This is a genomic window from Shewanella piezotolerans WP3 (assembly GCF_000014885.1).
Classification (GTDB): Bacteria; Pseudomonadota; Gammaproteobacteria; order Enterobacterales; family Shewanellaceae; genus Shewanella; species Shewanella piezotolerans.
This window is the reverse complement of record NC_011566.1, coordinates 209,814-222,935: the sequence shown is the minus strand read 5'-3', so window position 1 is coordinate 222,935 and position 13,122 is coordinate 209,814. Positions and strand designations below refer to the sequence as shown.

General features: G+C 44.2%; 11 protein-coding genes and 1 rRNA gene. 6 read left to right on the top strand and 6 right to left on the bottom strand.

Annotated elements, in window-relative coordinates:
* Positions 1-5: 5 nt before the first annotated feature.
* Positions 6-1,547, bottom strand: a 16S ribosomal RNA gene (locus SWP_RS00995).
* A gap of 739 nt (positions 1,548-2,286) precedes the next feature.
* On the opposite strand from SWP_RS00995, the gene SWP_RS00990 reads away from it, so the two are divergent.
* A complete protein-coding gene (locus SWP_RS00990; protein ID WP_020910435.1) occupies positions 2,287-2,748 on the top strand; it encodes an RNA recognition motif domain-containing protein in 462 nt (153 codons plus the stop codon).
* Between the two features lie 5 nt (positions 2,749-2,753).
* Here SWP_RS00990 and murI read toward each other — a convergent pair whose 3' ends face one another.
* Positions 2,754-3,560 carry a glutamate racemase gene (gene murI, locus SWP_RS00985; RefSeq protein WP_020910434.1) on the bottom strand — a complete coding sequence of 269 codons (807 nt, stop codon included), beginning with the start codon at positions 3,558-3,560 and terminating at the stop codon, positions 2,754-2,756.
* 185 nt (positions 3,561-3,745) lie between these two features.
* On the opposite strand from murI, the gene trmA reads away from it, so the two are divergent.
* Entirely contained in the window at positions 3,746-4,843 is a 1,098-nt protein-coding gene (trmA, locus tag SWP_RS00980) for a tRNA (uridine(54)-C5)-methyltransferase TrmA (RefSeq protein WP_044555527.1), read from the top strand.
* Between the two features lie 58 nt (positions 4,844-4,901).
* On the opposite strand, the gene fabR is transcribed toward trmA, so the two are convergent.
* Positions 4,902-5,516, bottom strand: coding sequence for an HTH-type transcriptional repressor FabR (gene fabR / locus SWP_RS00975; protein WP_020910432.1), 615 nt, complete (start codon positions 5,514-5,516; stop codon positions 4,902-4,904).
* A 140-nt stretch (positions 5,517-5,656) separates the two neighbouring features.
* On the opposite strand from fabR, the gene SWP_RS00970 reads away from it, so the two are divergent.
* The 3 genes from SWP_RS00970 (at position 5,657) to mnmH (ending at position 9,103) form a co-directional block, all read left to right on the top strand.
* Complete coding sequence (locus tag SWP_RS00970) at positions 5,657-6,763, top strand: acyl-CoA desaturase (RefSeq protein WP_020910431.1); 1,107 nt, start codon at positions 5,657-5,659, stop codon at positions 6,761-6,763.
* Positions 6,764-6,968: 205 nt separating this feature from the next.
* The gene (gene selD / locus SWP_RS00965) at positions 6,969-8,006 is read left to right on the top strand and encodes a selenide, water dikinase SelD (protein ID WP_020910430.1); all 1,038 of its coding nucleotides are present in this window, start codon (positions 6,969-6,971) and stop codon (positions 8,004-8,006) included.
* On the top strand, positions 8,006-9,103 hold the full coding sequence (gene mnmH / locus SWP_RS00960; RefSeq protein WP_020910429.1) for a tRNA 2-selenouridine(34) synthase MnmH: 1,098 nt from the start codon (positions 8,006-8,008) through the stop codon (positions 9,101-9,103). Before selD ends, mnmH begins: the two co-directional genes overlap by 1 nt.
* Positions 9,104-9,147: 44 nt before the next feature.
* On the opposite strand, the gene SWP_RS00955 is transcribed toward mnmH, so the two are convergent.
* The 3 genes from SWP_RS00955 to nudE all read right to left on the bottom strand — a co-directional run bounded on the left by SWP_RS00955 (position 9,148) and on the right by nudE (position 12,305).
* The gene (locus SWP_RS00955; protein WP_020910428.1) at positions 9,148-10,803 is read right to left on the bottom strand and encodes an MFS transporter; all 1,656 of its coding nucleotides are present in this window, start codon (positions 10,801-10,803) and stop codon (positions 9,148-9,150) included.
* 100 nt (positions 10,804-10,903) lie between these two features.
* Positions 10,904-11,719, bottom strand: a complete 816-nt coding sequence (cysQ, locus tag SWP_RS00950) for a 3'(2'),5'-bisphosphate nucleotidase CysQ (RefSeq protein ID WP_020910427.1) — start codon at positions 11,717-11,719, stop codon at positions 10,904-10,906.
* Positions 11,720-11,750: 31 nt separating this feature from the next.
* Positions 11,751-12,305 (bottom strand): ADP compounds hydrolase NudE, encoded by a 555-nt coding sequence (gene nudE, locus SWP_RS00945; protein WP_020910426.1) that lies wholly within the window; start codon positions 12,303-12,305, stop codon positions 11,751-11,753.
* A gap of 108 nt (positions 12,306-12,413) precedes the next feature.
* Between nudE and yrfG the strand changes: the two genes are divergently transcribed.
* Positions 12,414-13,082, top strand: a complete 669-nt coding sequence (yrfG, locus tag SWP_RS00940) for a GMP/IMP nucleotidase (protein WP_020910425.1) — start codon at positions 12,414-12,416, stop codon at positions 13,080-13,082.
* The last annotated feature ends 40 nt before the right edge of the window (positions 13,083-13,122 follow it).

Genomic DNA, 13,122 nt, shown 5'->3' with positions numbered 1-13,122 from the left:
ATAGGTAAGGAGGTGATCCAGCCCCAGGTTCCCCTAGGGCTACCTTGTTACGACTTCACCCCAGTCATGAACCACACCGTGGTAAACGCCCTCCCGAAGGTTAAGCTATCTACTTCTGGTGCAGCCCACTCCCATGGTGTGACGGGCGGTGTGTACAAGGCCCGGGAACGTATTCACCGTAGCATTCTGATCTACGATTACTAGCGATTCCGACTTCATGGAGTCGAGTTGCAGACTCCAATCCGGACTACGACCGGCTTTGTGAGATTAGCTCCACCTCGCGGCTTTGCAACCCTCTGTACCGACCATTGTAGCACGTGTGTAGCCCTACTCGTAAGGGCCATGATGACTTGACGTCGTCCCCACCTTCCTCCGGTTTATCACCGGCAGTCTCCCTAAAGTTCCCACCATTACGTGCTGGCAAATAAGGATAAGGGTTGCGCTCGTTGCGGGACTTAACCCAACATTTCACAACACGAGCTGACGACAGCCATGCAGCACCTGTCTCAGAGTTCCCGAAGGCACTAATCCATCTCTGGAAAATTCTCTGGATGTCAAGAGTAGGTAAGGTTCTTCGCGTTGCATCGAATTAAACCACATGCTCCACCGCTTGTGCGGGCCCCCGTCAATTCATTTGAGTTTTAACCTTGCGGCCGTACTCCCCAGGCGGTCTACTTAATGCGTTAGCTTGAGAACCCAGTGTTCAAGACACCAAATTCCGAGTAGACATCGTTACGGCGTGGACTACCAGGGTATCTAATCCTGTTTGCTCCCCACGCTTTCGTACCTGAGCGTCAGTCTTTGTCCAGGGGGCCGCCTTCGCCACCGGTATTCCTTCAGATCTCTACGCATTTCACCGCTACACCTGAAATTCTACCCCCCTCTACAAGACTCTAGTTTGCCAGTTCGAAATGCAGTTCCCAGGTTGAGCCCGGGGCTTTCACATCTCGCTTAACAAACCGCCTGCGTACGCTTTACGCCCAGTAATTCCGATTAACGCTTGCACCCCTCGTATTACCGCGGCTGCTGGCACGAAGTTAGCCGGTGCTTCTTCTGCGAGTAACGTCACAGCTGTTGGTTATTAACCAACAACCTTTCCTCCTCGCTGAAAGTACTTTACAACCCGAAGGCCTTCTTCATACACGCGGCATGGCTGCATCAGGCTTTCGCCCATTGTGCAATATTCCCCACTGCTGCCTCCCGTAGGAGTCTGGACCGTGTCTCAGTTCCAGTGTGGCTGATCATCCTCTCAGACCAGCTAGGGATCGTTGCCTAGGTGAGCCATTACCCCACCTACTAGCTAATCCCACCTAGGTTCATCCAATCGCGAAAGGCCCGAAGGTCCCCTCCTTTCCCCCGTAGGGCGTATGCGGTATTAGCAGTCGTTTCCAACTGTTATCCCCCTCGACTGGGCAGATACCTAGGCATTACTCACCCGTCCGCCGCTCGTCACCTCAGGAGCAAGCTCCCTTGTGTTACCGCTCGACTTGCATGTGTTAGGCCTGCCGCCAGCGTTCAATCTGAGCCATGATCAAACTCTTCAATTAAAGTTTTTTTGTCCCACTCTGTTAAGAGTGAAACGGCTCAATGAATTATACTGTTTTTCAAATATCCGAAGATATTCGAAGTTTACATATTGCTATGGTCACTCAGTGGTTCATTGAGAAATATTTTTGATTGCATCTAAGATGCAATTTCGAATAACTCAACACCTGTGAGTGCCCACACAGATTTGCTTGTCATATTGTTAAAGAGCGTGAAGTCATCTTTCATACTTCGCCGAAGACGCTAGGTCGTTGGCTTGAGGAGGCGTATTCTACACTCTCCAGTGTCGGCGTCAAGCGCTTATTTTAAGAAGTTTTCTAAGCGTTGATTTCTTAATCACTCTCGTGAAATCCATCATCACCCGAAGCCTTAAAAGCGATTGTCACCTGAGGCTAATTTCCGAAGAAGTTAATCTCTCTAACACTGCTGCAAGTCCCGTACTACCTAAGTAGTTGGCCTGCTGTGCCGTGTCAGTGGATGCGCATTATAGGGAGTTCCTGCGCAAGCGCAAGCGCTTTTTATTAAGAAAACGATCGCATGTCGATCTTTTCACCAAATCGCCAGGTTATGGCTGTTAATTGTACTTTTCGAGCTGCTTAATTCAGCTTTATAGCTTTGGAACTAAGATAAAGTTCATTTTTTCAGCAACACACTAGTGTATTGCTCAATAATTCATTACCATATGCAAGTTATTAACAGTTAGTTATCGATTCATTCATTTACACTTCAGAGATTATATATATGCAGAAGTCATTCTTTATCGTTTTAGCCGTTGCCATTATTGGTGCATTAGCTATTTTTCAGATCGCTCCAGATCTAAACGGTGCCATTGCTTTCTTTACTGGTGCTATCATCGCAAGCGTTATCTTTTCAATTCAATCTAAATCAGGAACGTCTGCTGCAGCAAGTAGCAACGAACCTTATACTGGTCCAACGATGACCTTATATGTAGGTAACTTGCCTTATCGTGTTCATGAAGGTGAAGTAAAAGCATTATTTGGTGAGTATGGTCCCGTCAACTCAGTTCGCTTAGTCCGAGATCGTAAAACCGGACGTCGTAAAGGCTTTGGCTTTATCGAAATGTCAGAAGCGGGTGCTAAGAAGGCCATGTCTAAGTTAAACGAATATGATTTTCAAGAAAGAACATTGAAGGTTCGTGAAGCTAAGTCTCAAGATTCAGATAAAACAGAAAGCCAAGCGTAAGCTAGCTAACGTAAGTTAGTTGAGGAGTGTGGTTCTATACTCGTGAATCCCTCTTCAACTAACCTTTTTTTCAAACCCTGTGCAATATCATCCGTCGTAAATACCGCGCTATAATCTACAACCTTGTTGCTTGCAGTTTTTGGTAAGCCGTTACCTTTAAGTAAACTCAACACTCTATCTGCCACAGCTTTACCAGAATCTAACAAGATAATGCTTTGTCCCAATGATTGCTTAATCTCTGTAGCCAAAACGGGGAAATGTGTGCAACCTAACACTAAGGTATCAAGCTCAGACGTTCTAATCGGAGCTAATAACAGCTCAAGCTTTTGCATGTCTACTGCTGTCCCCGCCAATTTTGCTTCCGCTAGCATGACCAATTCAGATGAACCGAACAGTTCAACCCGACAATCCTCTGCAAATGCATCGATTAACTGTTTGGTATAAGGACGTTTGATTGTACCTGGAGTAGCCAGTAAACCTATATGCCTACGTTTTGATATTTTGGCTGCTGGTTTAATCGCGGGGACAACACCGACAACAGGAATTGATAACTGCTCTCTTAAAGTAGTTAACACTAATGTACTGGCCGAGTTACATGCAACCACCACAATACCAGCATTGATCCGCATTGCTTGTTCGATGATAAGTGACACGCAACCACTGATGAGTTCCGACTCTTCTAATTCACCATATGGCAGTCGGGCATTATCAAATAGATAGCAGCAGCTCTGCTGAGGCATTACTTTTCTGATCTCGTCCAAAATCGATAATCCACCAATTCCAGAGTCAAAAATAAGAATAGGTCCAGACAAAGCGTTCTCCACTATTATATGAATGCTGTTATATAGCAGCGCAATTAGCCTTACTTAAGGCCGAATGGGCTATTTTGCTTTAAAATTTACCCACAAGCTAGATTAAATCGAATGGGAGAAACTGGACATCCCTGCTATCTAGTATAATATTCCGCCCCTAATTTAAAGCTCACGGTGATCAAGATATGAATTTAGCAGCAATGGATCCTTTAACCTATGATGTGCAACTCGAAGCGAAGCGCGTCAAGCTAAAGCAGTTATTTACTGATTTTGACACGCCGGAACTTGAGTCATTTAGCTCAGAAACTGCCCACTATCGTATGCGTGCTGAATTTAGAATGTGGCATGAAGGCGAAGACCTCTACTATTACATGTTCGATAAAGAGCTTAATAGCAAAGTGCGTTGCGATCAGTTTCTACCAGCAAGTGAGCTCATCAATAAAATGATGCCTGTGCTAGTCGAGCTATTAAAACCCAACACTATCTTGCGTCATCGCCTGTTTCAAATAGATTTTCTCTCAACGCTAAGTGGAGAGATCTTAGTATCCTTGCTTTACCATAAGCAGCTAGATGCTGAATGGGAAGAGCAAGCAAAAATCTTAAAACAAACACTTAGCAGCCAATTCAATGTTAATTTGATTGGACGAGCTCGCAAACAAAAACTGATCTTTGATAAAGACTTCGTCGTTGAATCACTGAATGTCGCCGGTAAGCAACTGCAGTATCATCAAATCGAAAATAGCTTTACTCAGCCTAACGGTAAAGTCTCGGTCAAAATGCTTGAGTGGGCGATTGATGTCACCAAAAATAGCACTGGCGATTTATTAGAGCTCTATTGCGGCAATGGTAATTTCTCAATAGCACTGGCGCAAAACTTTGAACGAGTATTGGCTACTGAACTCGCTAAGCCGTCAGTAGAATCTGCTCAGTACAATATCAAAATGAATCACGTTGATAATCTGCAAATTATCCGTATGTCAGCAGAAGACTTCACCGACGCCATGGCAAAGAAACGTAGCTATCGACGTTTAGAAGGTATCGATCTTGATAGTTATAATTGCAACACCATCTTTGTTGATCCACCGCGGGCTGGTTTAGACGAGAATACCGTTAAACTAGTCCAAGGTTATGAGCGTATTGTTTATATCTCATGCAACCCTAATACACTGCTAGATAACTTAAAAGAGTTGAGTAAGACCCATAACATCACCCGCTTTGTACTGTTTGATCAGTTCCCGTATACAGACCATATGGAGTCTGGTGTATTTCTTGAGAAAAAATAAAACCCAATGAATCAAAAAAAACGGCATCCAATTGGATGCCGTTTTTGTTATCAATTGACTATTTCTGCTCTCTTTTGTTCTGCAGAGCATCAGCACCTTTAGCGATCATGTGTAGTTGGATCACTAATCGGTCCGCTAAGACCTTACGATCTATACGTTTCATATCCAGCGCCGCAGCGCCTGCATTGAACACCAAAGTCACCAATGCTTCAGCTTGCGCATGAGCCAAGTCTGGCGCTCTATTGGCTGTATCCTCGGTGTAATGCGCTAACTCAGAGATAAAATGTTCAATCTCCCTAGCAACAGCACCACGAAATGGCGCAGAGGTGCCAGAACGCTCATGCAGCAGGATACGGAATACGTTGGGGTTAGATTCTAGTACTTCCATAAAGGTTTCAACAGAGATACGGATAACGCTACCACCCGCTTCTGCACGCTGGCGTCCTTTACGCATCATCTGCCTGAGTGTAAGCCCACCTTCATCCACCATGGTTAAACCCAACTCATTCATATCTTTAAAATGTCGATAGAATGAGGTCGGTGCAATATTGGCCTCACGCGCAACTTCGCGCAAACTCAAACTTGAAAAGCTACGTTCAGCACTTAACTGATTGAACGCAGCATCAACCAACGCGCGTCGTGTCTTCTCTTTTTGTTGTGCTCTAATGCCCATACTGAACCTACTTACAAAAATTATGTTTAGAATAATAACGCTTTTTTACTTAAAGCGCAGCATCAACAAACTTGACCCAAATCTCTATCCAAGTTAAATTAGCGTACAGCTGTACGCTCAACTAGAGATTTTAAAAAATAATGAAAAAACCTCCTATTATTTGGATGAATGTGAGTCTTTTTACCATCACATTTACCTGCGCTGTATTATTAGTACCTTGGTATGGGATCGTTTATGGCTTTGAGGCCATCGAATGGATTGCCTTTGTCGTTTTTGCCTTTGCCAGTGGCTTATCGATCACTGGTGGCTACCATAGACTCTGGTCTCACCGCACATACAAAGCCCATGCTTCAGTGCGCTTTCTCTATGCCCTAGGCGGTGCGTTAGCACTACAAAACAGTGCACTGCATTGGTCTTCAGACCATCGAGTTCACCACAAGCATGTCGATAATAACGACAAAGATCCTTACTCAGCGAAAATGGGGTTTTGGTACAGCCATATAGGCTGGATGCTGCGTGAATATCAATCTCAGCGATACCATGATTACAAAAATGTACGCGATCTACAGAATGACAAAATTGTGATGTGGCAGCACAAATACTATCTACCGCTGCTTATTATCATGAACTTCGGTCTCCCCATTTTGTTAGGTTGGTTAAATGGTGACATTCTTGGCATGCTACTGCTAGCAGGCCTACTACGCCTTGTAGTGGTACATCACTGCACATTCTTCATTAATTCACTGGCTCATATATGGGGCTCACAGCCATATACAGATAAAAATACTGCCCGTGATAATGGTTTTATAGCACTGCTCACTTATGGTGAGGGATACCATAACTACCACCACATCTTTGAGAATGACTACCGTAATGGCATTCACTGGTGGCAGTATGATCCAACCAAGTGGTTAATTGACGGTTTAGCGTTAGTAGGGCTCACTAATAGCCGCCGAGTTGTGCCACAAGAGCGTATCGAAAGCGCTCGCTTACAGATGCAACTTAAACGCACCCAAAATAAAGTTGCTCACCTTCCTAACAGCGAGGAGATTATCGAAAAGTTACAAGCAGAGTATGAAATGCTGAAATCTCATTTAGCAGAATATTACGATGCCAAGAAAGCACTGCTTGAGGCTAAGCGTAAACAGCTCGCGGATCGAGATCTTATGGCTGAGGTCAAAGAACTTAAGCTTCGATTTAAGCAACAAAAGAAAAGCTGGCATAGTCTGACCGCAAGCTTTAGCTAAGAGCGAATTCCATTGGTATAACAACATCAGCCACTCTCATGAGTGGCTTTTTATTTTATCTTCATGTCGCTTAATACTAAGTGAATTCAACAAATGCATCGCTAGTTTGCAATTAGGCTTCAACTTCACTAACCACTCATTGAAGTCATAAGATGATGGGTCTATGATAATCGGCTAATTAGCATTTTTAGGGCGTTTTAAGCTCATGTCAGATCAACAAATTAAACTTACCGAGTATAGTCATGGCGCCGGTTGTGGCTGCAAGATTTCCCCTAAGGTACTAGGCACTATACTCGCGACTCAACTGCCTGTATTTGACGACCCTAAACTGCTTGTGGGAAACCAAACCCGAGATGACGCAGCAGTTTACAAACTCAACGACACCACTGGCATTATTAGCACCACCGACTTTTTTATGCCTATCGTTGATGACCCTTTTACTTTTGGTCGCATTGCAGCAACCAATGCGATCAGTGATATTTATGCTATGGGCGGTACGCCTATGATGGCAATCGCCATTTTGGGCTGGCCAGTAGATAAGCTACCAGCCGAAGTGGCACAGCAAGTTGTTGATGGTGGCAGACAAGCCTGCGCCGACGCAGGAATAATGCTAGCCGGTGGTCATAGTATCGACTCCCCTGAGCCCATTTTTGGCTTAGCAGTAACTGGACAAATTCCACTGAATGAACTCAAGCAGAACAACACGGCTAAAGTAGGCGATAAACTCTATCTAACCAAGCCACTTGGTATTGGTATTTTAACCACTGCGCAAAAACAGAAAAAGCTTGCTGACGCGGATCTCAATACAGCTGCGGATGCGATGTGCCAGTTAAACATTTTGGGCCCTAATATCGCTAAAATCCCACAGGTTAACGCACTCACTGATGTTACAGGCTTCGGCTTGGCTGGACACCTTTTAGAGATGTGTCATGGCGCAGAGCTTGGCGCAAAAATCGATATTAGTTTGCTGCCACTACTTCCCAATGCTCAGCAATATCTCGAGATGGGCTGTATCCCAGGGGGAACTCACAGAAACTTCGATAGCTATGGTGAACACTTACCCATATTAACTGAGCAGCAAAAAGCAATTATCTGCGACCCACAAACTAGTGGCGGCTTGTTGATCTCAGTCTCAACTGAAGGTGAAGCTGAACTGCAGCAGTTACTGTCAGATAATGGTGTCGAACCGATCTGCATTGGTGAGCTAGTAAATAAATCAGCAACCACAGTGGAGCTTATCTAATGCCCGTCAACATGGTGAGCGCAAGTGAGTACCGACGAATTCTTGTCAGTGATCATCCTATAATGGATGCGCGAGCACCTGTTGAATTTACTAAGGGGGCATTTCCTGCCAGTCGTAACCATCCATTGATGGAAGACGAAGAGCGTAGGTTAGTCGGCACTTGTTACAAACAAAATGGACAACAAGCTGCTATCGATTTAGGCCATTCGCTTGTTACTGGCGAAATTAAACAGCAAAGACTCGATGCTTGGCAACGCTATTTTACTAAGCACCCAGATGCATATCTTTACTGCTTTCGTGGTGGCTTACGCTCTAAATTAACTCAACAATGGTTAAAAGAAGCTGGTATTGATGTCCCCTTTATTGAAGGCGGCTATAAAGCAATGCGTCAGTTTTTAATTGAAACTATCGATAACGCTGCGAGCCAGAACCCCATGTTAATCCTTAGTGGGATCACAGGCAGTGGTAAGACTGACTTTTTACTCGCTCGTAATGACAGTGTAGATCTCGAAGGTATTGCCCATCATCGTGGTTCAAGCTTTGGCCGCTACCATGAGCCGCAGCCGACTCAGATAAACTTTGAAAATGCATTAGCTGTCGCGCTCTTGAAACATCAAGATAGCCAAGCCAAACACCTACTGCTCGAAGATGAGAGCTTCCTCATTGGACGCTCTGCATTACCACAAGCATTCTACAAAGGGATGCAACAGGCAAATGTAGTCGTGCTAGAAGAACCGATGGAAGCTAGGTTAACTCGCCTACTTAATGAGTATGTACATAAGATGCATAGCGGTTATATTCAACGTCTTGGCGAAGAAGCCGGCTTTGCAGCATTTGCAGAATATTTAGCACTAAGTATCACTGGGATAAAGAAACGTCTTGGCGGTAAACAGCACGATGAATTCCAAGCAATTATCACCAATGCACTCAACATTCAGCAAAGTCGTGGCGATACCAGCGCCCATATTGAGTGGATTGAGCTACTGTTAAGCAAATATTACGATCCTATGTATCAATACCAGATAGATAAGAAAGCTGAACGAATTTTGTTTAAAGGTGATCATTTAGCTATGCATCAATGGCTAGATGCTAACTAGCCTCTAGCGCTTTATTAGCCGATTGTGACTTTCTTCTTAATCGGCTATATCGTTAAGTCCACCTCAATTTGTCCTCTCAACCACGACTTTTTTCTGCGCTTAATGCTACACCTTATCGTTCTAGCGTTCTCTATTGGAACTGGCAATATTGCCTCCTTAGTACACACGAACACTGGTAAGGGCGCTGTTTTACCTGCCCATAGCCGTTTGTTGATAAAGTATCTCTCTAGGCGGCTTTGTTGAGTCACAGGCTGAGGAGTTGCAATATAAACAGGCCGATTAAACAAACCATTAATGACAAGCAGTGTAGAAAGATCGCATCGCTCAACCTCAACGATAATCGACGCGCTTCTGTCCTGCTTTAAAGCGGCTAACTCCTCAGTATTGTTGATGCTCTGCCGATTTAATATCCGCCGTAAAACATAGCTTAATACGCTCACAGTTAATTCTGACCAGCTTACTAGAATTAACGTCAGCACCAGCAGATTGCCAAAGGCGAGTACTAGGAACAGCTGCTCAATTTTCCATTGCAGCCCGTTTAATACCAACATGGCAAAAATGGCCGACGTCACCATAAATAGCGCGTTGACAATATTGTTACTGGCGATGGCCTGCGCACATTCGTTTTCATCTGCACGCGCTTGAATAAAGGTATAAAGCGGTACAATAAACAAGCCGCCGCCAACACCTATCATCAATAGATCAAACATCAAACGGTAGTGCATAGCATCACTGACAAATGTGACGACATCAAATACAGCAGCTGGAGTCGCTAAGATAGGTAAAGCGGCATACAGATCGATGCCAAATACCCCAAGAACTATCAAACCTAAAGGTGCGACCCCCAGTTCAACTTGCTTACATGACAAGCGCTCACAAGCAAAAGAACCAATGCCGATGCCAATTGAAAAGAGCAGTAGTAATAACGAGACCACCGTCGGGTCGGAATTAAGTGTTATCCGCGCAAAATTTGGGATCTGGGTTAAATAGCTCGCGCCGACAAACCAAAACCAGCTAATAGCCAGTATCGCAACCCAGATGTCTCGATTTTTGCGTACTTTAGCAATGCTTGTTGCCGTTGCTTTAATGATCGAAAACTTCGGTTTTACTTTATTACTTGAAGGAATGCTGGGGATCATCCAGCTACTGCATACGCCAATCAACGCCAAGGTAAATACGCTGCCTGCCGCCCAATAAGTTACATGCTCGCTAGCGACAATCAGCCCAGCAGACAAAGTACCAGTCAAAATCGCCAGAAAGGTGCCCATTTCAACCCATGCATTGCCCGATACCAGCTCATGTTCGTTTAGTACTCGTGGTAATAATGAATATTTTACTGGACCAAAATATGCTGATTGAACGCCCATCAAAAACAGCAGTAATAACATTATAAGATAGCTATGAGAGAAGATTGCCAACACTGCAGCAGACATAATCAATAGCTCGAGTACTTTAAGTCGGCGGATAAGAGTCGCTTTATCAATACTGTCGGCAACTTGTCCCGCATGAGCTGAAAATAGCAAAAATGGCAAGATGAAAAGGCCTGCAGCAAGGTTTACAAAAAGGTGAACATCAATAGGCAAGGCTTCAATTTGGGAGTAACTCACCATTAATAGCAGCACATTTTTATACACATTATCATTTAGCGCCCCTAAACACTGAGTCACAAAATAGGGCAAAAAACGGCGACTAAAAATCATAAATTTCCTTTTGAAAACAGACTCGTATAAAAGCCAGCAGCGATAAAATTAGTCCAATAAAAAAGCCATCACATTGTGATGGCTTTAAACAGTTAACAACTTAACTTTCAGCGATTAGGATTTCGTCCCAGGCCAAGTTTGGCGAGCCAACAACGATAAAGTTTGGATTCTCCAAGCTTTCACGCTCGTTATAGCTCAACGGTTGCAGCGTGAGATCCATGATCTGACCACCCGCCTCTTCTACAATAATTTGTGCAGCGCCAGTATCCCACTCACCGGTAGGACCAATACGTACATAACTGTCTGCACGTCCTTCTGCCACTAAACAGCTTTTTAGTGCTGCTCCACCAAGTACCACCAGTTCGCAATGCTTATTCTGGTTAAACAGCTTAATAACCGACTGAGGATCTTGGCGGCGACTCACTGCTAGCCTCAATGGGCTATCGTCATCGTGACCAATTTGACGACTACTAATGCGCACTTCATTGCCGTTGGCTCGCTTATAAGCACCTAAACCAGCAATTGCGTAGTAACACACCTCGGTCATCGGCACATACACTACACCAACGATAGGGCGATTATGCTCAACTAGAGCGATAATCACCGAGAAATCACCACTCCCGGCAATAAACTCTCCGGTTCCATCCAGTGGGTCGACCAACCAGTAACGTTGCCAATTACAACGCTCAGAGAATGCTATATCGGCATCTTCTTCCGATAAGACAGGGATCTCAGGAGTAAGCTCTTTAAGGGCGTTGATGATGATATTATGTGCGGCAATATCCGCCGAAGTCACCGGGGTATTATCTGACTTTATCTCGCGTTCGAAATCACCAAGTTGGTAAATATCACGAATTTTTTTGCCCGCCTCAGTGGCGATATCTATGACTTGATCGATGTAACTCTCTGGCTTCATAACTACTTACTACCCGGTTATATTAATTAAGCTACTTCAGTTGTAGATGCTTTTGCGCTAAAAATAAAGCACTTACACTGCGAGATTCTGAAAAATCCTGCTCTTGCAATAAACCCTGCCACTGCTCCAGCGGCCATGGAACCATATCTATTGGCTCAGGTTCATCACCTTCCAATTCACTTGGATAGAGATTTTCAGCTAAAAATATCTGCATTTTGCTGGCAAAATAACCTGGCGCGAGACTCAACTCCATTAGGTGAGTCAGTTTATTTGAACCATAGCCAATCTCTTCCTGTAACTCTCGATTAGCGGCCTCCGCTGCGGTTTCTCCCGGATCAATTAGCCCTTTTGGAAAGCCAAGTTCATAACTGTGGGTCCCCGCTGCATACTCCCGACCTAATAATAACTGTTTATTATCAAGTATAGGCACTACCATCACAGCGCCACGATTATTACCTTTCATCCGCTCATATTGACGCTCAACTTGATTTGAAAACCTTAAATGCAGCTGTTCTATCTGAAATAGTCGGCTTTTAGCGACTACTTCAGCATGCAATATTTCCGGTTTAACCTTTTTGGTAGTCATACGCATCCTATGGCATTTGATCTTTCCCGCAGATAGTTGCTGAGATCAGTTACAATCTTACTATTCTAGCTCCAATCTACAACCTGAATTTACTAGGATCATCTAACTATGTTTCCATGGCACGATATTGATACTGTTTTACTTGATATGGACGGTACCCTACTCGACCTGCATTTTGATAATCATTTCTGGCTCAGTTTGATCCCCAAAGCGCTGAGTGAGCAACGTAATATCTCGGAAAGAGCTGCAATGGAATGGGTTGAAGCTAACTACCAAAAGGTTGATGGAACTCTAGATTGGTACTGTTTAGATTATTGGGAACAAAAGATGGGGTTAGATATTATGACTCTGCATAAAACCTTAGTGGAGAAGATCCAGCTGCGCCAAGACAGCTTACCGTTTCTGTACGCGCTAGAAAAAGCCAACAAAAAGCGAATTCTAGTGACCAATGCTCACCCGAAAGGCTTAACACTCAAATTAGCACATACCGATTTAGCTTTAGGCTTAGATGCGATGATATCGAGTCATGAAACAGGTTACCCCAAAGAGCATCCACTATTTTGGCAACAACTGTTTGAACGCTTTGATTTAGATCCAAGTCGCTGCTTATTCATCGATGACAACGAAACGATTTTGGCTGCAGCTAAACTCGCTGGGGTTGGCCATCAATTAGGTGTGGCAAACCCGGATAGCCAAAAACCTCATAAGCTCTTTAGCGACTTTCCGGCAATCGACGACTACCATTGCTTACTGGAAGAATTGCTCCAACAAGATTGATCAAAAAAGGCACCTCAACAGTGCCTTTTTCTTCAATAAT